The following is a 21,499-nucleotide window of genomic DNA, read 5'->3' as shown; positions in this document are numbered from 1 at the left end:
CTCTAGTAGAGTTACGGAGTTTTAATCAAATAAGCTTTCAAGTGTGTAAGAACATTGTCCAAACCCTTTATGGGTTCGTTGACTTTGCTTGAAATTATAATCTTCAAACAAAGTAACTAAGTAACGTTCCAGAGCTTCCTCGTTAGGAAAAAGAACCTTCTTTTTCGTTTGACGTTTGATTTCTTTGTTAAGAGACTCAATGAGGTTTGTCGAATAAAGGCTGTGCCAAATCTGGTAGGGAAACTGATAAAAAGTTAAAAGATTGTCGCCATCTCAAGACTTTTCATTATTTTCTGATACTTTGGTTTCCATTCGGTGATAAAGTCCTCCAAAGCTTGGACTGCCATTTCTAAATTTTCAACACGATAAATCGTTTTAAATTGCTCCAAAATAACTGCCCGATCAGATCGCTTGACCTTACTAGCCAAATTTCGACTTATATGAATTAAGCAACCTTGTTGCTTAGCTAATGGGTAAGCCTGACTGATCATCTGCTCAAGCCCTTTGAAGCCATCGGTCACTACAAGAGAAACCTGTTGGATTCCTTGGTTTTGAAGCTTGTCTAACAGGGTGGACCAAGAAGCATTGTTTTCATTTGGGGCGATTTCATATCCAAGAACAGCCTTCTGTCCTTCTGGTGTAATGCCAAGTGCGATATGAATACATTCTTTACTAACGGTTCCACGTCTTAATGGAAGATAGGTTCCGTCAAGGAATAAAACAGAGTAGTTAGCTTCTAAGCTTCTCTCATGAAAAGCAGAGACGTTCTCCTGAGTTGCTTTTGAGATATTAGAAATTGTGGCAGGACTATAGTGATGACCATACATTCTCTCGATGATGTCACTAATTTCTCAAGTCGTTACACCGGTTTGATAGAGTTTGATAACCATCTCTTCCAAGTAGACATCTCGACGTCCATAAGAGGGGATCAAAGCTGGGGTAAAGTTTTCATTACGATTTCTTGGAATAGTTAACTGAACAGTCCCATATTTGGTTTCAAATTTCCGTGAATACGTTCCATTACGACTATTACCAGAATTATGGCCTACTTTTTCGTAAGGCTCATACCCTAAAAAGGCTGACAATTCTGCTTGAAGCAGATCATTCATAGCCGTTTCAAGAGAAGTACGGAAAAATTCATCAATATCTTGCTTTTGGGCTAGGAAGTTAAGTAGTTCTGTGCTAAACTGAGTCATAGGAATAAATCTCTTTCTAGTAATGTGTTGCAACTCTACCATAACGGATTTATTCCTTTTTGTGTTCACACAACTTATTTTACACTACCAGAGTGGGGCCAACCCCTTCATGATGACCGTGCTCTTTTTGAGTTACTTTGTTTGGAAACTTACCAGTCGGGTCTGTCTTGGGAAACGGTTCTCAACAAGCGCCAAGCTTTCAGAGAATCATTTTACAACTACCAAGTCCAAGGTGTTGCGGAGATGATGGATGCAGAGTTGGAGGACTTGTTAGACAATCCAACCATCATTCGAAATCGAGCCAAGATTTTTGCTACGCGTGCCAATGCTCAAGCATTTCTACAAGTCCAGAAAACCTACGGTCCCTTTGATGCCTACCTCTGGTCTTTTGTGGATGAGAAAACCATCATCAATGATGTTCCTGACCACAGCCAGGCACCTGCTAAAACACCTTTGTCTGAAAAGTTATCTCAAGATCTCAAAAAACGAGGCTTCAAGTTTACAGGTCCAGTCGCAGTTTTAGCTTTCCTACAGGCGGCAGGTCTGGTTGATGACCATGAGAATGATTGTGAAGGGAAATGCGGAAGTTAGTGAGTGCAGCGTTTAATTATCTGAGAATAGAGAAAAGAGGCTGGGACAAAAGTCCTAGCCTCTTCTTGTTTTTGGATTGTCGAGCAAGACATAGTGGTTGAGTGGGCTCTACTACGCTGATTTCATCAGCTTTTACAGCCCTACTCAACTGTGCGGAGGTGGGACGACGAAATCGAATTCTAACAAATTACCGATTTCTGTCCGACTCTCTTTTATACATATTATTAGATTTGTTAAAGTGAGGTCAAAAAAGTGAGTCCACCCAAAATAACACCAGCTGAATTTGGAATGATTAGTACCCAATCCTTTTTAGGTTCTTTTGTCCATCCATAAATAACCCAGATTAAGCAAGATATAGCAGCTGATAAAGGTTGAAATGGTTGAGCTTTATTTCCCTCTAAATTGGCGATAATTTGAGGAATGTAGGCAATAAATACCACAATTCCAATAAAGGCACCAATGGAACCTACAATTCGATTAATTTTTTGTTTTGTCATATTCACCTCCAACTATAGAGTATCAAAATGTTTGTAAATAGGCAAGGAATATGCTAATTTGTTGTTATTTTCTGTACAAAATAGAATAAAATGTTTATATTTATATTTTGCAGAGGATAAATCTACAAAGTTTTGGATATACTTAAATATTTTTTCATGATTGTTTAAAGATTAAATGAATAGTAAAGGGTAAAAAATCCCGGTTCTTGTGATGTTGAACCAGGATACGTTTCTATTCTTCTTAATAACGTGATGGGCCTGCACTTGCGCTTCGGATATTGAAGCGTTTCTTGAGATAGAAGCGAAGGGCGAGGAAGGCTGCTCCTAGAATGACCAAAGGCGGTGGAGCAAGGATTGGATTGAGAACTGCTGGTAGGGAGCTTGTTGCGAAGAAGACAGCCAACCAGAGAACCATAGCAGCTAGGATGACGAGGATTGATTTCCATAAAGGGTTTGACCAATGTTCTGACACACTTGAAAGCTTATTTGATTAACAATCCATAACTCTACTTGAGTGTTTACACAATATTATTGACAGTATCCATTACTTCAAAACAGTCTTTAGGACTTTTCTTAAACATAAACAATACATCAAAAATGCACTAAAAACACATTACTCAAATGTAAAATTGGAGGGGACCAATAAGCTTATCAAAGATATTAAACGTCTGGGCTTCGGTTTTAGAAATTTTATCAACTTTAGGAAGCGTATTTTCATCATTCTGAACATACAAAAAGAGAAGACCTACCAGGTCCTCTCTAGATGTTAACTTTTCGTCACCCACTACAGTTGACAAAGAGCCTAAAAAAGAGAACCGAAGTTCTCCTTTTTATTTTATTCTATTAGTTTAACACTCTAGGTGGGTAAGCAATACCAGTCTTATCAAAGTAAACGTAGATTCCTGGTTGGATTTCTATCCATGTGCTGATGGCTTTCTTACCACTATCACCATAGTAATAGCTAATACGACCATTACCAGCAGTTACCGTTTGTCCTTTTACTTGTTTACCATCTTTAGCGAAGTAATACGTATCAGCACCGATTTTAACTTCACCAGTTACTGTCTTACCATTAGAACCAATGTAATACCAATTGTTATCACCTGTTGTGAAGAATTCATTAGTCAAACGTTCACCTGTTGCAGCATCGTACTTGCTATAGGTACCATCTGCATTCTTAACAACGCCACCTTTAACTTGACTTCCATCTTCTTTAAAGTAGAGGTGTTGTCCATTGATAACTTGAGCACCTGTAACAGTCTTACCGTCAGCGCCTGCATAGTACCATACATTTCCATCAGTTGTGAAGAATTCGTTAGTAACTAATTCTCCAGAACCTTCTTTGTACTTACTATAAGTACCATCTGCATTCTTAACAACGCCACCTTTAACTTGACTTCCATCTTCATTAAAGTAAAGTTTTTGACCATTGATAACTTGAGCACCTGTAGCGGCAACACCATTTTCATCGAAGTGGTACCATTTACCATCGATGTTCCTCCAAGTGTTCTTGATAGCATTACCAGTATGAGCTTCGAAGTAATAAGTCTTACCTTTATAGGTTGCTAACTTATCTTTAGTTTGGAAACCGTCTTCTCCAAAGTATTGTGTGAAGCCATCAATAACCGTAACACCTTTGGCCATGACACCTTCATTAGTGAAGTAACGGAATTTCACAACCTTAGATTCATTACCATCTTTATCAGTTTCAGTTACATCAAATTTAGTGTAACCACCCTTGTACATTTGACCTTTATAGTTATAAAGGTAAGTATTACCGTTAGCATCAACATAGAAGGCATTGCTCAACATGATACCATTTGGCAAGAAACGATAAACATCTTTACCATTTGGTGAGTATTCACCATTTGTAACCATGTGACCACGTGCATCAAAGTAATAGGTATTTCCATTGAAAGTAACAAAGGCAGATTTAGCTTGATTACCACTTGTACCGAAGTAAGTGATTCCCTTACCATCATTTGAGAACCCAGTAACAGCCTTTTCATTTCCTGTCAATTGAAGAGGAATGAAGTTACCTTCTTTAGTGACAGTGAAATATTTACCAGTTGCTTCATCGCTAAGTACATAGCCAACACCGCGGTCAAGAACGTTTGTTCCGTTGAAGTATTTAGCCTTCCATTGTTTCAATTTAACAGAATCATCAATTGGTTTACCAGTTGAGATCATGTTTTCCGTGAACATTTTAGGGTACTTAGCTTTAAGTTCAGCTAAGAATTCGCCACCATATTGAGCTTGGTAATCCCTACCTGATGACTTAGAGTTAGCTACATAAAGTGAGTGATCAATGATAGCATCTGCAATCTTACGTCCTGCACCGTCAGTACGAGTCGCTGTTACGACTTCTTTACCTGGCAATTGGTAAATTTGGTCTGGAACCCAGTCAGCGATTGCTTGGATACCCGCTTTGTGAAGGGCTTTAAGAGCATCACGAAGATCTTCTTTAGAACCATATTTATTGTTCTTACTCATGGCAAGATCATAACGATCTGCAAAGGCATAACCATTTTGGATAACTGAGTCAAGGAAGGTACCGTCATCGGCAGATACAAATTGTGGTGCCATTTCAAATGATGTTACGCCCCATGATTTGAACAAATCAACATTTTCAGCAATCTTACGGTTAGTATAGACTGAAGGATCTGAACCATCCGGGATAGTTTGGAAGTTTGAGAATCCTTCGTAGATCAATTGTGAATCATAAGCCTCAGTCGCTTTAAGGGTCAATTCGCCTTCTTTTTTAGCTTCTGTTGAAGGTGCTACACGGATATCTTGATCATCTGAAGCTCCGACTGGAACCCAAACTGCTACGAAACCTGACATATCAAATGTTTCATAACCCTTGATGTCATTAGCGCCGAAAGTCAAGACACCATTGCTGTCTGTTTCTTTCACGTAACCTGCTGCGATTGCCTCTGCATCAGATGTAAAGTTCTTGATACCATCAGCTGTACCAACAATCAAAGCACGGTATTTCTGGTTGGCATGGATTTTACCCATTTCAACATTAAGTTTAGCTGACTCATGCAAAGTCAATTTTGGATTATTCACTACAAGAGTTACCTGACCAGAGGTACGGCTGTATTTAGAACCTTCTGTATCGTCAGCTGTCATGATGTCTTTACCATAACGTACTGAAGTGTAGACTTCACTTGTGCGGTAAAGTTCAACATCTGAATTGTCCATCTTACCATCAGTTGGCAACCAGTAAGAACGTTGCGCTTGTCCACCAGATACATACTTGATACGGTTCTTCATCAAGTTAACGATGGTGTCGTGATATGGTGATTTAGTTTCCATATAGTGACCGTCATCTGTATAAAGGTCTCCATAGTAGACACGAGTGATCGTTTCCATGTTCTGCAACATTACAGCATAAGCTGCAGGGATGTTATTCAAGGTATATTTCTTATTGCTGCTGAGCATGTCTTTGTTGTAAATTTCAAATGCTTGCTTCATTTCAGAATCAGAGATAGTGAAACCATCTGATTTTTTATTGATTTCTTTCTTAATGATTTCAGCAATAATATCTTGAACGTTGTTATCATGGGCACGGATAAAGACGTAGTTTCCTGACGCGTCTCCGTATTTCTCATTGTATTTACCAATTGTAGACTGTTTAGCTGTACCGTCTTCGTTGTAGGCAGTGCTTCCATCTTTGTTAATCCAGTCAGTCTTAAAATCGCGTTGAGTCGTATTGAAAGTATTGTTATACAAAGGACTTACAGCTGGTGTACGATCCTTAATTGGTTTAGCCAATGAGAAAAGGAGGGCCAAACGTTGTTTATTTTCCATGGCAAGCGCAGCACCATCAGTCTTGTCATTGTAATGGTTGTCGTTAAGACTCCACGCTTCAAGAACTGAGATATGAGCAAGAGCTTGCGCCTCAGATTTATTTACACCATAGTACTCACGGAAATAGTTTGTGTAGAGTTGAAGCATGTCAGCATTGACATTATCTACCGCATCGACACGGATACCATCGAAGTTAGCATCCTTGTCACCCATAACAATTGAACCCCAGTTCATAAGGTAGTGAATTTGGTTCAATTGTTCCGCTTGAACAACTGGGTTAGATAAGTCTACGTCATTAGCAAGCAAGAAGTCGAAGCCACCCATGTGGTTTGGGTCAGACTGCTCATCAAGAACTGACTTATTAATCGTACCAGTCTGGTTAGTAGCCGTACGGTTCAAAAGACGATAGTTAGAATTTGCCCATGGTGTACGTGAGTCATTCACATAAAGAAGAGCTCCACCTTGAAGGTGATCCTCTCCTCCACCTTTTGAATAGTTTTCAGTTTCTTTGTTCCACTGTGGTTGTGTCTTAACAAAGGCAGAGATAGTTTCACGCAACCATTGTGTTGATTTTTCAGCCTGAATCTTTTGTTCAATCTTAACTTGGATATCCTTAGCAGCACGATTTAAGTCTGCTTGCTTATCTGTGCTTGTGTACTTAGCCTCTAAGTTGAAGACTTTAGACATGTAGTTCAAGTAATTAACTTGCGTATCTACATTTGGCCACCAAGCCATCAAAAGTGGACGGAAATCTTCTGCAGTTGATGCTTGCCAAGTCACACCATCTTTGATGATAGAAACTGGACGGTACCAGCTATCAGCAGTCAAATAACCATTAATCAATTCAAAACTTGCTTCAGATGAATCGTAGGCACGGTTATTGATTGAGAAACCATCAACAATATTTGTTGTTCCAGGTGTGAAAGAGTGTGTTGATGAACTTGTAAGGGCGCCATCTTTGCCGAAGTAAAGCAATTGACCATTTACAGTAATGGCAAAGTTTTCTTTGTGTGAACCATCTTCATTAACATAGTAATATTTACCATCAGTGTATTTGATGTTTTTCAAAGAAAGTGCTGCTTCCACTTCTGAATCTTTCAAAGCAGCTTGAGGAGCTTTAACTTCTGTATTGACGACTTCAGCCTTAACTGTAGCTGGTTGTTCTTCTGCTTTTTCAGTAGTAACAGCTGGTGCATCTGTTGTCACAACTGCTTCTTTATTTGGAACAGCTGCCACTGCTACATCAGCAGTAGTTGCTGTTTTAGCTGCTTCAGCTGTTGCTTGTGTATTCGTTGTAGCTGCTGTTTCGACAGTATTTGTTTCTTTAGCAGGTGTCAAAACATCTGCTTCTTTTGTATTTGTACGTTTATCGACTTCTTTGGTTGCTTCAGTAGAAGTAACTAAATCGGCTGTTGTATCTGAATTTGGTTGAGTTACTGTCTTAACTTGAGTTTCATCCGCTGAAACTGAAGATGTTGTTGCAGACAATCCTCCTACGACAGTAGCAAGTGCTGCAGAGGCAACTGCAATTGTAACCCATTGCTTCTTAACTTTATGAAGCTTATAGTGTACCTTATTTTCCATTATAATTTTCCCCGTGATTTTATTTGTCAAAATCAGACTGAAATCTATCCGATTTCAAACAATTACATTATATCATTATTTTCTAACTATTTCTCGAATTAATTGTTTTTTTATAAAATATATGTAACATAATATTAATATTAGAAAATTTTTGTAATAAGCCTGTTTCATAGGTTTTCAATTCTCATTTTTATATCATTTGATAACTGAAACTATTTTTTTAGAAAATGTCTAGAACACTTGATTTAATAACATTTGTAGCCTTTCTGACTCAAAATTGATATTTGTCAGATTTTTTTCTTTAAGGAGCAAAAAAAGGTGAAATTTCTTTAAACGATTCTCGTTTTCAAGAAATTTCACCTATAAATTCATGTCAAATCATATCGTTTTTCCCTTAATCTCTCAGATTAAGATTAGATTGATTGATTATTTATCGAAATCAGCATAACCATTTTCATCGAAGAAGACAGTCTTACCGTCTTGGAAAGTGATCCATGTGTTTGTCACACGTTCGCCAAGAACTGATTCGTAGTATTCTACTCCTTTTGGTGTGCTGATTGGGCTACCTTTAACTTGGCGTCCCAATTTATCAAAGTAATATTCTTTACCATCGATATTTTGGCGTCCTGTTACAGCCTTACCGTCTTTGAAGTAGTACCAAACATTGTTACCAGTTGTCAAGAAACGGTTATTGAGACGCTCACCTGAATCTTTATCATAGTAAGAGAGTGATCCGTCAGCATTCTTAACGAAGTCACCTTTGACTTGACTACCATCTTCTTTGAAGTAATAGTTTTTACCACCAACACTATAGGCACCTGTCACGATTTCACCATTATCTTTGGCATAGTACCATGTCTTACCACCATCAAGAGTGAAGAAATCAGATTTAACTTGGCTACCATCAGCATTGAAGTAATAGTTAAGGTGGTCAATCGTTTGACGACCTGTGGCGAGGTTACCATCCTTATCAGCATGGTACCATTTACCGTTCACTTCGAAGAACTTGTCTTTTACTTTATAACCGTTATCTACAGTGTAGTAGCTGATCTTACCGTTTTCAGTAACAAAATCACCTTTAACTTGGGCACCATTTGCATGGAAGTAGTATTCGTGACCGTCCAAAGTAAGGGCACCTGTCACATTTTTACCAGCTGCATCACGGTAGAACCATGTTGAGCCATCCGTTGTGTAGAATTCACCCTTCTTAGCTTGTGCATAGCCTTGATCGTTGAATTCATACCAGATACCATCGATTTCTGCCCAACGATTTGTGTAGGCATTACCTGAATTTTTATCGAAGAAGTAGAGTTTTCCGTCTGGAGTCACATACTTAGTACCTTTAGCTTGGAAGCCATTTTCATCAAAGTATTGCAATCCTCCTCCAGCATAAGTCAAGCCAACAGCCATTTCCCCAGTTGGTGAGAAATAACGGAACTTAGCTTCAGTTTCTGAGGTACCTTCTTTCGGTACATCGAATACAAAGTAACCATCTTTGTATTGCTCACCAAAGCTACCAAAGTAATAATATTTACCATCTTGCTGATAAATAGAATCGCGAAGCTGGATACCATTTGGCAAGAAGAAATAAGTCTTACTATCGATGTCTTGACGACCAGTTAACATATAACCTTCTTTATCGAAGTAATAGTAATTTCCAGCATATTTAATGAAGGCATTCTTAGCTTGGAAACCACTATTATCAAAGTAGGCCATACCCTTACCATCATAGTAGAAACCTGTCTTACCACCTTGGTCCGTCAAAGGTTTTGGCAAGAAGATGCCATTATCAGTAACTTGATAATAGCGACCCGTAGCATCGTTACTGAGAACATAACGATTACCACGACCCAAGATATTAGTACCATTCATGTACTTAGCAGACCATTGCTTGATTTTAACAGATGGATCAATCTTCTTACCAGTTGATATCATTACATCTTCAAACAACTGTGGATATTTCTTTTGGAGCTCATCAAGGAACTCACCACCATATTGAGCTTGGAAGTCCTTACCTGATGATTTAGAATTTGCAACATATAAAGTGTTATTGATATAAGCATTGGCCTTTGGAGTACCATAACTATTAGCACGTGTTGCTGTTACAACTTCTTGTCCTGGCAATTGATAAAGTTGATCTGGAACCCAGTCAGCAATTGCTTGAATACCTTGCTTGTGAAGCGCCTTAAGTGCATCACGAAGATCTTCTTTAGATCCATATTTGTTATTCTTACTCATGGCAAGGTCATAACGGTCAGTAAAGGCATAGCCATTTTGGATAACAGAATCAAGGAAAGTACGGTCATCAGCCGATACAAATTGAGGAGCCATCTCGAATGATGTGATTCCCCATGACTTGAAGAGTTCCGCATTTTCTGCAATCAATTTATTAGTATATTGGCTATCTTTTTCAACAAAATCTTGGAAGTTTGAGAAACCTTCATAGATAACTTGTGAGTCCAATGCTTCAGTAGCAGAAAATGTCTTGTCAAGTTTCTTATCTGAACCTTTAACACGGATATCTTGGTTATCAGGCGCACCTACTGGTACCCAAACACCAAGATAACCTCTCATATCAACAGTTCGATATCCCTTGATTTCATCTCCACTGAAAGTCAAGTTCCCTTCAGCATCGGTGTATTTAATTTTTCCAGCTGCAGCTGCATCATTCTCGTAAGTGACAATTCCCTTATCAGTACCAAGAAGTAATGGACGGTAGGCTTGGTTAGCATGAAGTTTACCCATGTTAACTTTCAACGTACCATCACCCAGTGAGAAATCCTGATTATTGGCAATAAGTGTCAACATACCAGAATGTTTACTTGTTTCTGCTACACCCGTAGTTTGGTCAGCAGTCATAATATCTTTACCGTAACGAACAGATGACAAGATTTCTTTTCCATTGAACGTGTCGACTTTCATCGATTGTCCACCTGAAACATATTTCATACGGTTCTTCAAGAGCGTTGTGATAGCATCGTAGTAAGGAGACTTGGTAGCCATATATTGGCCGTTATCCGTATAAAGATCTCCATAATAAACACGAGTTACCTGCTCCATATTTTGAAGAATCAAAGCATAGGCAGCTGGAATATTGTTAATAGTATAACGTTTTTCTGCCTTCTTCATATCTTCATTATAGATTTCAAAGGCACGTTTCAATTCAGCATCAGTCATGGTATAACCATCTGATTTTGGATTGATCTCTTTTTGAACGATATCACGAATGATATCTTGAACAAGGTTATCATGAGCACGCGCAAAGATGTAGTTAGCTTGTGTATCTCCATACTTACTATTATTTGTACGGTCTGTCAAACTGCTAGTAATCAAATCTTTCAATGAAGAGCCTGATCCATAAAGTGCACCCATAATTGCATAACGAAGGTTATTATCCATGGCAAGGGCTGCACCATCATGTTTTTGATTATAAGCATTATCATTTAAATCCCAAGCTTCAAGGATAGAAATGTGAGCGAGTGCATTGGCTTCAGATTTATCCACACCAAAGGCTGCTCGGAAGTAGTTTGTATAAACTTGGAGAAGGTCTGCATCAACATTATCAACTGCATCAACACGGATACCATCAAAGTTAGCATCCTTATCACCCATAACAATTGATCCCCAGTTCACAAGATAGTGAATTTGGTTCAACTGCTCAGCTTGCACAACTGGATTTGAGTTATCAACGTCATTGGCAAGTAGGAATTCATAACCACCCAAATATCTTCCTGTACCATTTAGAGAACCATCTTGGTTACTTGGTGTACGGTTAAGCAAACGGTAATCAGAATTTGCCCAAGGTGTCTTGTCATTATTGACATAAAGAAGAGCTCCCCCTTGAAGGTGGTCAGCAAGGGTATAGTTTTCAGTTGTAGTATTCCACTGGTCTTGTTCTTTTACAAAAGACTCAATTGCTTGACGAAGCCATTCAGTTGATTTTTTAGCTGAAATTTCTTGTTCAATCTTAATTTGAATTGTCTTAGCAGCTGCATTCAATTCAGATTGACTTTGGCTGGTTGAATAAGTTGCGTTAAGGTTAAAGTGTTTAGAGAAAGTATTGAGGTAGGCAACTTGTGTATCTACATCAGGCCACCATGCCATCAAAAGTGGACGAAAGTCTTTCTCAGTTGATACACGCCATTTTTCACCATTTTCCAAAATAGTGACTGGACGATACCAGCTGTTTGGTGTCAAGTATCCATCTACCAACTCGAAGCTTTCTTTCTTAGAATCGTAAGCACGATTATGTGAAGAGAAAGCATCAACTAGATTAGTTGTACCTGGTGTGAATGAGTGTGTTGATGTGCTTGTCAAAGCACCGTCTTTACCGAAGTAAAGCAACTGGCCATTAACTGAAACAGCAAAATTTGTTTTGTATGAACCATCTTCCTTGACATAATAGTATTTACCATCAACTTGTTTGATGTTGTCCAAAGAGAGTGCTGCTGTTTCTTCTTTTTCAGTAACACCAGATTTTGGTTTTTCAGCTACTGTAAGCGTTGTATCTGTCGCAGTCCAAGTTGCAGCTGGTGTTTCTGTTGTCGCACCATTTGCTACTGCTGCACGATCAGTTGCTGCTGGTGCTGCCGTATTAGTAGTGGTGTCTGCTGCAGTGGTTACTGCCGCAGGAGTTTCGACTGTTGTAGTATCAGCAGCCTTGTCAGTTGTTACTGCTGTCGCATCTGTCGTAGCAGTTGCTTCAGGAGCGGCTACTTCATGCGTTTCTACCACAACATCGCTTTCAGCTGTCGTAGAGGCAACTGGTTTCGTTGTTTCATCGGCTGAAACCTTTTGATTAGCTACTGTAGCACCACCTACGATAGAGGCAAGTGCTGCCGAAGTGACGGCAATCGTCACCCACTGCTTCTTAACTTTGTGAAGCTTATAATGTACCTTTTTTCCCATTTTCGGTCCTCATTTCATTTTCCTCGTTTGAATAAAAATCTACATAATTCAAACAATTTCATTATAGCATATTTTTTTTAAGCATTTGGAAACTTTATCAGCCCTTTTAACTTTTTAATCATAATGTAAATTGAACAACATTTCGATAAATATTAAAAACTACCGAATGTCGAAAACGGTAGTTTTTTCTATTTTTTAGGAAAATTTTTAGAAGTAATCGAGAGGTGAATAAGCTATCTCTATTCAATCACTTAGCGATTTTCAAGTCAGCTATTAAGCAAAAACCACATTATGTTGGACCCTGTAGCTGACTAAAAAGAGCAAGGTTTCTGTGACCAATTTTGCCACAACTAGTCCTAAACCAATAGCAACTAGACTACTAAGTAAGAAATAGTTACAGGCCAAGAGGACCAGGACTAACATAAAGTAGCGAACACTTGACCTAAAGAGGGAGCTTGTCGGATTAAAGACCACATTAGCGTTCAGAAAACACTGGCTGGAAGCCGAAATCACACGAGCTAGCACGACCGAAAGGAGGAGATTTTTCGTCAAGGCAAAGAGTACAAATAAGGCTGTTGCATCAATGACTGAGGCCAAGACGGCCGTGCCAGAGAACTTTAAAAAAGGGCTGTAAATACGGATGGAATCACGAATGGGCCGAAAGTGCGAGCTTTTATTCTCCTCCAGATAAACGGTCTCGATAGGGACTTCAGAGATTTGGTGGCCTGACTTTTTGGCTTCAAGCAACATATTAAACTCATACTCAAAACGATTGCCATCCAGATTAAGAAGCCATGGAATCAGGTTGGTTGACATACCTCGAAGTCCTGTCTGAGTATCTGTTACCTTCTGACCAGTTATCAGATGGAAGAGCCCTGCAGTCACCTTATTTCCAAAGCGGCTACGTGCTGGTACCTTACCAACAAAGGCACGCGCACCCAAGACAAGATGACTTGGATTTTCCTCGGTTGCCTTGGCCACACGGACAATATCCTTAATTAGATGTTGACCATCACTGTCGACCGTGACTATAGGTTGAGCTGATTGATGTTGGCTAACCACTTCTTCTTGAATATAAGCGAAAGCAGTCTTGAGAGCTGCTCCTTTACCCTTATTGACCGGATGACTTAGGACGGTTGCCCCGAAGAGGGCTGTTTCGTCATAATAGTCGCCATAGTCTGGGCCACTTCCATCATTAACGACAATAATAAGGGCTGTTGGGAGTTTTATGGTAATATTTTGAACCACCTGGATCAGTCGTATATCTGGTTCATAAGCTGGAATTATAATATACATAGGCACTTCCTTTCTGTTTCATCCTATGACTCTTTAGTGACCTCCGCCAAAGCCACCTGGTTGCCCACCACCTTGGGGACCACCATCACCTTGAGGGCCACCGCCGCCAGGCATTGAGTTTTCAATCTTAGTTTGTTTCTCACCATTGATAGTAATGTCACCACCGGTATAGGTCGCTGAACCATCGAAGTCAAAACCAGACTGACCAGTCAAATTGATTGTTCCACCCGATACAATAATATCGCCGTTAGAATCAATTGGGTCTGTATCACCCTCACCAACCTCAACATTCAGTGTTCCACCGGTCATCTTGAAGAAAATCTCACTTTGACTGGCATTAGCATTGGCGGCATTAACACCATCATCCGTCGCATAGACATCGATATTTCCACCATTGATGGTCACAGATTTACCTTCGATACCTTCGGTTGATTTTTCAACTTTGTAAGTACCACTATCAATAATCAGGTTCCCGGACGCATGAATACCATCGTCACCAGCCTTAATGGTCATGGTATTGTCAGACAGATACATGGTACCCACTGAGGTGTCGTCATCATTGTCGACCTTAACAGCATCTTCTTCAGCCTCAATGGTCATGGTTGTTCCCATGAGGTTGAGTTCATCATTGACATTGAAGGCATCACCAACTGAGGTAATCTTATAGGTACCACCAGTCATATGAAGGCTGTCATTGGCTTTAATACCGTTATTTTTCTTAGCATCAATGTTTAGAGTACCTGAACCATTAATGGTCAAATCTCCTTTAGAGAAAATCACAGCATCCGCATCTTCATCACTATTAGAACTTGAATCAGAAAGTGTGTTTGTAGTGCCATCTTTAAGTGTCAGATAGACATGACCAGCTTTTGTGGCGTTGATTGCTGCATTTGTATTTGTCATGGTAACGCCATCTAAAACAATATGGACATCGTCTGAATCACCAGCGTCTACCTTGATTTGCACACCGTCGGATTTTCCTGAAATGACGTAGGTCCCAGCTTTGGAGATGGTTACGGTTGAACCTGATAGGGCTGCACCATCACCTGAAACATCCGCAGATGAGCCTGATAACTTAATCTTAGTAGCTGAGCTTTCATTATAAGAGGTATCAGAATCTTTAGAAGTAAAATAGTTGCTGTTGTTCTTATTTGTTTTCTTACTGGTCGTTACTGTTACTGCACTTGTTTTTGATGTAGTGCTTGACGTCGTCCCAGTTGACTGACTGCTTGATTGGCTACAAGCTGTCATGACTGTTAGAGCAGTCGCACAGGTCAATAAAGTCGTCCATTTTTTTAGTTTTTTTGATTTCATATTTTTTTCCTCTCGGGTTCGTTTGGATGATTACAGTTTACGGGACTTACCTAAAACAATTCTAAAGGTTAACTGAAACTTATCTTAAGTTAAGATTGGTGAAAGTTTAGCTTAGGAAAACTTTCAGAAAAATCCCATAGACTAGTAGACGAGCAAGTAAGTGCTTTATAGAAATAGTACATTTGCGATCAACTTTTCTATTATAAAAAAGAATTAAAACAATAAGTCGACTGTTTGGGAATAGATGTTCCTGCAACAGATTCCCTATTTTCATAGAAGTTGCTTTACGGCTTTGTATCTTATCTATAAAAGGAGTTTTTTCATGGTTAAACAATTGGAAACACGTTTTAAACGTATTGAAACAAAATATGTGGTCTCAAAGGAAAATCTTGAAGACCTGCTCACTGATCTTAAGGAGTATTTGGTAGAGGATGATTATCCGACATCTACCATTTCAAATATTTACTTTGATACGGATAATTTTGACGTCATCCAAGATGCCTTAGATGGTAATCACCGTCAAGAGAAAATCCGCATGCGTACCTACCTAGCCAATCCCCAAATTGATAGTAAGGTCTTTTTAGAGGTTAAAGCCAAAGATGATGAAGGAATCGGTCATAAGTTTCGTCTCGTTTCAACACCGCTTGCCATCACTAACTTGCTGACAGACGGTAAGAATCATGGTCAAATCACTGACCGCCAGCTATTACAGGATATCCACCACTTACGTCAACGATATGATGAGGGGCTTAAACCTCGTATGTATATCTACTACGACCGTTTTTTGATGAAAGAAAAAGAGACTATCGAAGGCTATGCCTACAATAAAGTTCGTGTTACTCTTGACCAAAATTTGACTTACCGTGATGAAGACGTCAGTCTCTTCAAGGGAAATCATGGTTTTCCACTACTTGATGAAGATACGATTATCATGGAAATCAAGGCACCTGGCAAAAAGCCAGACTGGCTTCAAGCTATCTTAGACAAACATGGTTTGAAAGAGCAAAAATTCTCAAAATACAGCTGCGCCTATCATAAGTCTCAAGGTCTAGACTACGGGCCACATCCAGTTCAAGAAAAAGGAGGTGCTGCCTATGTCTAATCTCTTCAATTCTATCTTTAATGATGCGACCGCAACTGCTAGTCCCCTTCAACTCATGCTGGCCTTACTGGTCAGTCTTGTTTTAGGATTGGCCTTAACCTGGACTTACAAATACCGGACCCTCTACACCAGAGAATTTGTCATTAGTTTGACCCTACTTCCATGTTTGATGACCCTAGTTATCTTCCTTGTCAATGGTAGTCTGGGAACCTCTATCGCCGTGGCAGGGACCTTTAGCCTCATTCGTTTTCGTTCTGCCACCAGCGGTTCTAGAGAACTAATCGCTGTCTTTATGGCCATGATTATTGGTCTGGCATCTGGGACAGGCTATCTCTTACTGGCTGTCCTCTTTACCATTTTCCTTCTAGCTGTTTGGCTTCTTTTGGAAAATCGTCAAAGTCGTACCGACAACCAACGTCGTAGACTCCTGACCATTAACGTCTCCTACCAAGACTTGATCGATCAAAAAATCACTAAAGCCTTGCTCAATTTCACAAGTGAATGCGACCTGATTTCCCTTAATACCACAGGTGGAGGTGAAATCATGCAACTGGTCTACGAAGTGGACTTAAATCCTCAAGTGGATGACTTCCAATTGACGAATCATCTTATCTCAAGCATTGAAAATTGTGACCTTTCCCTAACCAAAAAAGCTAAAAAGAAAAAGAATTTGTAAGACAAAAAGACATCTCCGACTTATTTCGGAGATGTCTTTGCATGTTTTGAGGTTAGTGTTTTCACTTAGCTGTACCCCCCACTTTTAACGGCCTAGTATGGCAGTCTAGCTTATCGATGAAAATCAAAATACTTTCTAATCATCTTCATCTTGGATAACCTTACCATCTTGTATGTTAAAGGTATAGCCAATATATTCGGAATTGTCATAATAAGCGGAATTTTCTTCATCAGTTGTGAAAAAATAAAATTCGTACTCTCCGTCAGGTAGCTTGCTAGCATCCAGTTTAGTTGCGGCCTCTTCTAAATCTTTCTTACTAGTATTTTCTGTATCGCCTACTTCTATTCTCATAGTAACAAGGTGTTCTTCAATCATTGTTTGGTAGGGAATTTGATAATACCCATAAAAATCATCCTTCCCGTTTTTACGGTTTTCCTCAGCTAAATGCTTTTTACGATTACCAGCCTCTTGATCAATCGTAGTATTATCGCTGAAGGAGAATTCTTCGATATCAAGGCCTAACGATTGCTTTTTAAGTTCCTTAAAGAGTTTCTGCTCTTCTTTTTTTACAGATTTTTGTTGTAAGTAGCTTTCCCAGTAATGACTTGGGGTCACATATTCTTCACCATTAACTGTCCAGTCCAGGTTAAAAGTAATTTGTGAATCTAATGATATAGTTTGATTATCGTAGGTGTCCTCTGAATAGGTATAATCGACATAAATACCATCTGAATCTAGAAACACCTTTTTGATAAGCTTAACTTGGACCTTTCCCTTAAAACCATTATGAGCCAAGATCTTTTGCGTTTTTTCCCTAGCCTTGAAGTAAGAATTTGGCAGTACAACTTTACAACCAACTAAAAGAATAGAACAGAGGAGGAGAATAGCTAAGCAAGAAAGCTTTAAAATATTAGGAGTATTTTTCTTCATAGTACATCCTTCCTTTCCTCAATGATTTGTATAAATAAGCACACCAAATCCTTCAAATAAAACGAGCTTCCTTCACTCCTATCATAGCATTTTAAAGCGCTTTCTCATGGTAGTTAGAGGAACAAAATAATTAAAATTCCTCATAGCAAAAAAGCCTGAAATTAATCATCACTTCAGGCTTTTCATCTTAGTTCAAATCGGTTGAGATAATCCTTAATAATCTGTTACTTCTTTTCGGTCATGGACATTGCTTTGTTTGCCTTGACGTGCTTTAAGAACAGCTTCCACGTCTTCAGGGCTAACTCCTGTTTCAACGAGCATGACTGCTAGGTGATAGAGGACGTCTGCTGTCTCGTTGGCAATTTCTTCTTTATCAGCATTTTTGGCCCCAATCACAACTTCTGTCGCTTCTTCGCCAACCTTTTTAAGAATCTTGTCTAGCCCCTTGTCAAAAAGGTAATTGGTATAAGACCCTTCTTTGGGATTCTTTTTACGATCTAAGGCTTCCTTATAAAGTGTTTCTAACATAGCTCCTCCTATCTGTCTTGTCTGTCATCATATATATCCGTAAAGAAACAGCTGTAGGTTCCTGTATGACAGGCTGCTCCTTCTTGTTTCACGGCGATAAGCAGGGTGTCCTGATCACAATCAGTCTTGATGCTTTTAACATGTTGGAAATGACCAGATGTGGCTCCCTTATGCCAAAGCTCATTTCTAGAACGGCTCCAGTAATGCATTTGTTTGGTCTCTAGGGTCAACTGATAGGACACCTCATTCATATAGGCCAACATGAGCACCTGCCCCGTCTTGTAATCGGTCACAATGACTGGTACCAGTCCCCCTTGTTTATCAAAATCAAGTTTAACCTCTGTCATCGTCTCACCTCAATTCCTGCATTTGCCAAGACTTGTTTGGTTTCGCCTATATTTACCTCACCAAAGTGGAAGATAGAGGCTGCCAGTGCACCCGTTGCTGTTGTCTTTTCAAAGACCTCTACAATGTCCTCAATATTTCCCGCGCCACCAGAAGCGATGATCGGAACATCAACGACTTCCGCCACACGATTTAGCATTTCCAAATCAAAACCAGACTTAGTGCCGTCCTTGTCCATGCTGGTTAAGAGAATTTCTCCAGCCCCCAAGGCGACGACTTCTTGAGCCCATTGGATGAGGTCCCTACCTGTATCCTTACGGCCACCTGCCACAAAAACATGCCAGCTCCCATCAGACATCTTTTTAGCATCAATCGCAGCGACCACACACTGATTGCCAAATTTTTGAGCACAATCAGCGATTAGTTGAGGGTTGGCAAGGGCTGAGGAATTGACCGCAACCTTGTCAGCACCGGCTTTGAGCATCTTGTTCATGTCTTCAACTGAACGGATACCACCACCAACCGTGAAAGGAATAAAGACCTGGTCGGCAACACGGCGCACCATGTCAACCGTTGTTTCACGATTGTCTGAAGTCGCTGTGATGTCCAAGAAAACAAGTTCGTCACAACCAGCCTCATAATAGGCACGCGCAGAATCAACAGGATCTCCAACATCTGTCAGATTCACAAAATTAACCCCCTTGACGACACGGCCATCCTTGACATCCAAACAGGGAATAATACGTTTCTTAAGCATATTAACCTCCGAAAGCCTTGAGCTGGTCTAATGTGATATTGCCGTTATAGTAGGCTTTCCCGACAATGGTTCCTGCCACACCAATCTCTTTTAGGTGATCTAAGTCAGCTACTTCTGCAATCCCACCTGAAGCAATGACTTTGGCGGTTGTGAGTTCAGATACCAAACGTTTGTAGTGATCAAGATTAGGTCCTGTCAGTGTGCCATCTCGATCAACGTCTGTATAGACAAAGAGGGTTACGCCCATCTTTTCCATTTCCTTGGCCAAGGTGATGTAGTCCACATTGCTTGTTTCCAACCAACCTTCGGTAGCGACAAACCCTGCCTTGGCATCAATACCCACGACAATTTTATCGGCACCAAATTCCTCTAAAGCTGCTCGAACGAAGTCAGGATTTTTAACAGCCATTGAACCGATAATGATACGGTCGATGCCAACTTCCAAATAGTCACGAATCTGCTCCAAGGTACGGATACCGCCACCAACTTCGATGCCAAGTCCAGAAACCTTCTTGACCTCTGCAATCAAGTCACGGTTAGTGGCACGACCATCAAGGGCACCGTCCAAGTCGACGACATGAATAAATTGAATGCCCGCATCCTTAAAGATCTTTGCCTGCTCAATAACATCTGGATTGACAACGGTTTGTTGGTTAAAATCTCCTTTAAAGAGACGAACAGCCTGTCCATCCTTAATATCAATTGCTGGTAGAATTTGCATCTCCCCTACCATCCTTTCTAACTAAAAAGTCTTTGCTCTCACTAGCATCTAGGCTTTACATAAACCTGAAAATTTTTCAAGGATACCTAAGCCAATATCCCCTGATTTTTCAGGATGAAATTGAGCCCCATAAACATTATCTTTATGGATCATGGCTGGCACCTCAATACTATAATCTGCGGTAACATCAATGTATTGGCTAGGGACATCTGTGAAATAACTGTGAACGAAGTAGACAGCTTGGCCATCTAAACCATCTGTCAAAGGGCTGGCTTGCTTAACAGCCAAATTATTCCACCCCATATGTGGGACAGGTTGTTCCTTGCTGGCTGGAATAGGACGGCAGACACCTGGAATAAAGCCAAGACCATCTGTTTCTTCATGTTCCAGTCCTTTTTCTGTTAAAATCTGCATGCCTAAACAAATTCCTAAAAGGGGAACTCCCTGTGCGACCGCCTCTTTGATAACAGCTACCAAGCCTCTTCGCTCCAACTCTGCCATAGCCGTTGGATAGGCACCTACACCTGGCAAAATCAACCCATCTGCAGCTAGGATTTTTTCTTTATCAGCAGACAGTTCTGCAGTCACACCAATCTTTTCAAGCGCACGCAGAACATTTGCAGTATTCCCCGCATCGTAATCAATGACGATAATCATAGCATCCCCTTTGTCGAGTTTACGCCGTGAATGTCAGGATTGACTGTGATGGCTTCACGCAAGGCACGTCCTGTAGCCTTGAAAAGACTTTCTGACTTGTGGTGATTGTTTTTTCCGTGGAGAATCTTGAGGTGGAGATTCATCTGAACATTGAAGGCCAAGGCTTGGAAAAATTCTTCTACCAGTTCTGTGTCAAAATTACCCAATTTTGGATTATCAAAACTAGCATCAAAGACCAAGAAACTACGTCCAGACAAGTCTAAACTTGCCATCCCGAGAGTTTCATCCATAGGTACAAAAGCCGTTCCATAACGGTTGATCCCTGCTTTGTCGCCCAAGGCCTCTTTAAGAGCTTGACCAAGGACAATACCGACATCTTCAACGGTGTGGTGACTATCAACCCAAAGGTCGCCATCAGCCTTAACCACCAAAGACATACGACCGTGACGGGCAAACAAGGTCAACATGTGGTCAAAAAATCCGACACCTGTTTGAATATCTACTGGTTCTTGAGCATCCAAATTGAGGCTTAACTTAATTTTGGTTTCAAAGGTATTACGTTCAATTTCTGCTTGTCTCAT

Annotated in this window: 15 protein-coding genes and 3 pseudogenes; 4 read left to right on the top strand and 14 right to left on the bottom strand. The window is 40.0% G+C overall.

The features are described 5' to 3' along the window. Positions 1–21: 21 nt before the first annotated feature. Positions 22–1,196, bottom strand: a pseudogene (locus ACWPVZ_RS04215) (IS256 family transposase). 51 nt (positions 1,197–1,247) lie between these two features. Here ACWPVZ_RS04215 and ACWPVZ_RS04210 point away from each other — a divergent pair. Beyond that, positions 1,248–1,787: a DNA-3-methyladenine glycosylase I gene (locus ACWPVZ_RS04210; protein ID WP_051148714.1), complete on the top strand. Its 540-nt coding sequence runs from the start codon at positions 1,248–1,250 to the stop codon at positions 1,785–1,787. A gap of 233 nt (positions 1,788–2,020) precedes the next feature. Here ACWPVZ_RS04210 and ACWPVZ_RS04205 read toward each other — a convergent pair whose 3' ends face one another. Further along, a complete protein-coding gene (locus ACWPVZ_RS04205) occupies positions 2,021–2,284 on the bottom strand; it encodes a SemiSWEET family transporter (RefSeq protein WP_060934300.1) in 264 nt (87 codons plus the stop codon). 241 nt (positions 2,285–2,525) lie between these two features. After that, positions 2,526–2,735: pseudogene (locus ACWPVZ_RS04200) on the bottom strand (DUF1129 family protein); the annotation flags it as partial. A 91-nt stretch (positions 2,736–2,826) separates the two neighbouring features. Between ACWPVZ_RS04200 and ACWPVZ_RS04195 the strand changes: the two are divergent. Continuing rightward, positions 2,827–3,047 (top strand): annotated as a pseudogene (locus ACWPVZ_RS04195) (transposase); the annotation flags it as partial. A gap of 80 nt (positions 3,048–3,127) precedes the next feature. On the opposite strand, the gene ACWPVZ_RS04190 reads toward ACWPVZ_RS04195, so the two are convergent. The 4 genes from ACWPVZ_RS04190 to ACWPVZ_RS04175 all read right to left on the bottom strand — a co-directional run bounded on the left by ACWPVZ_RS04190 (position 3,128) and on the right by ACWPVZ_RS04175 (position 15,202). Further along, positions 3,128–7,684, bottom strand: a complete 4,557-nt coding sequence (locus ACWPVZ_RS04190; protein WP_454381066.1) for a glycoside hydrolase family 70 protein — start codon at positions 7,682–7,684, stop codon at positions 3,128–3,130. 426 nt (positions 7,685–8,110) lie between these two features. Next, on the bottom strand, positions 8,111–12,592 hold the full coding sequence (locus tag ACWPVZ_RS04185) for a glycoside hydrolase family 70 protein (protein WP_454381064.1): 4,482 nt from the start codon (positions 12,590–12,592) through the stop codon (positions 8,111–8,113). Between the two features lie 273 nt (positions 12,593–12,865). After that, the gene (locus ACWPVZ_RS04180) at positions 12,866–13,888 is read right to left on the bottom strand and encodes a glycosyltransferase (RefSeq protein ID WP_155222235.1); all 1,023 of its coding nucleotides are present in this window, start codon (positions 13,886–13,888) and stop codon (positions 12,866–12,868) included. A 33-nt stretch (positions 13,889–13,921) separates the two neighbouring features. Then, positions 13,922–15,202, bottom strand: coding sequence for a carbohydrate-binding domain-containing protein (locus ACWPVZ_RS04175; protein ID WP_454381061.1), 1,281 nt, complete (start codon positions 15,200–15,202; stop codon positions 13,922–13,924). Between the two features lie 322 nt (positions 15,203–15,524). On the opposite strand from ACWPVZ_RS04175, the gene ACWPVZ_RS04170 reads away from it, so the two are divergent. Both ACWPVZ_RS04170 and ACWPVZ_RS04165 read left to right on the top strand, forming a co-directional pair. Further along, a complete protein-coding gene (locus ACWPVZ_RS04170) occupies positions 15,525–16,304 on the top strand; it encodes a polyphosphate polymerase domain-containing protein (RefSeq protein WP_454381059.1) in 780 nt (259 codons plus the stop codon). Further along, on the top strand, positions 16,297–16,980 hold the full coding sequence (locus ACWPVZ_RS04165; protein ID WP_454381057.1) for a DUF4956 domain-containing protein: 684 nt from the start codon (positions 16,297–16,299) through the stop codon (positions 16,978–16,980). The genes ACWPVZ_RS04170 and ACWPVZ_RS04165 overlap by 8 nt, the downstream gene beginning before the upstream one ends. A 135-nt stretch (positions 16,981–17,115) precedes the next feature. On the opposite strand, the gene ACWPVZ_RS04160 is transcribed toward ACWPVZ_RS04165, so the two are convergent. The 7 genes from ACWPVZ_RS04160 to hisB form a co-directional block, all read right to left on the bottom strand. Beyond that, complete coding sequence (locus ACWPVZ_RS04160; RefSeq protein WP_454381055.1) at positions 17,116–17,910, bottom strand: hypothetical protein; 795 nt, start codon at positions 17,908–17,910, stop codon at positions 17,116–17,118. Positions 17,911–18,123: 213 nt separating this feature from the next. Beyond that, positions 18,124–18,438, bottom strand: a complete 315-nt coding sequence (gene hisE, locus ACWPVZ_RS04155) for a phosphoribosyl-ATP diphosphatase (protein WP_002884043.1) — start codon at positions 18,436–18,438, stop codon at positions 18,124–18,126. An 8-nt stretch (positions 18,439–18,446) separates the two neighbouring features. Next, positions 18,447–18,785, bottom strand: a complete 339-nt coding sequence (hisI, locus tag ACWPVZ_RS04150; RefSeq protein ID WP_073689295.1) for a phosphoribosyl-AMP cyclohydrolase — start codon at positions 18,783–18,785, stop codon at positions 18,447–18,449. Then, on the bottom strand, positions 18,782–19,540 hold the full coding sequence (hisF, locus tag ACWPVZ_RS04145; RefSeq protein ID WP_073689296.1) for an imidazole glycerol phosphate synthase subunit HisF: 759 nt from the start codon (positions 19,538–19,540) through the stop codon (positions 18,782–18,784). The genes hisI and hisF overlap by 4 nt, the downstream gene beginning before the upstream one ends. Position 19,541: 1 nt before the next feature. Then, positions 19,542–20,261 carry a 1-(5-phosphoribosyl)-5-[(5-phosphoribosylamino)methylideneamino]imidazole-4-carboxamide isomerase gene (gene hisA / locus ACWPVZ_RS04140; protein WP_183139595.1) on the bottom strand — a complete coding sequence of 240 codons (720 nt, stop codon included), beginning with the start codon at positions 20,259–20,261 and terminating at the stop codon, positions 19,542–19,544. A 48-nt stretch (positions 20,262–20,309) separates the two neighbouring features. Further along, positions 20,310–20,918 carry an imidazole glycerol phosphate synthase subunit HisH gene (hisH, locus tag ACWPVZ_RS04135; protein ID WP_454381051.1) on the bottom strand — a complete coding sequence of 203 codons (609 nt, stop codon included), beginning with the start codon at positions 20,916–20,918 and terminating at the stop codon, positions 20,310–20,312. Next, the gene (gene hisB, locus ACWPVZ_RS04130) at positions 20,915–21,499 is read right to left on the bottom strand and encodes an imidazoleglycerol-phosphate dehydratase HisB (RefSeq protein WP_002884025.1); all 585 of its coding nucleotides are present in this window, start codon (positions 21,497–21,499) and stop codon (positions 20,915–20,917) included. Before hisB ends, hisH begins: the two co-directional genes overlap by 4 nt.

The sequence above is a fragment of the Streptococcus sp. Marseille-Q6379 genome (genome assembly GCF_965119505.1).
This window is presented reverse-complemented; position numbering and strand designations above follow the sequence as displayed.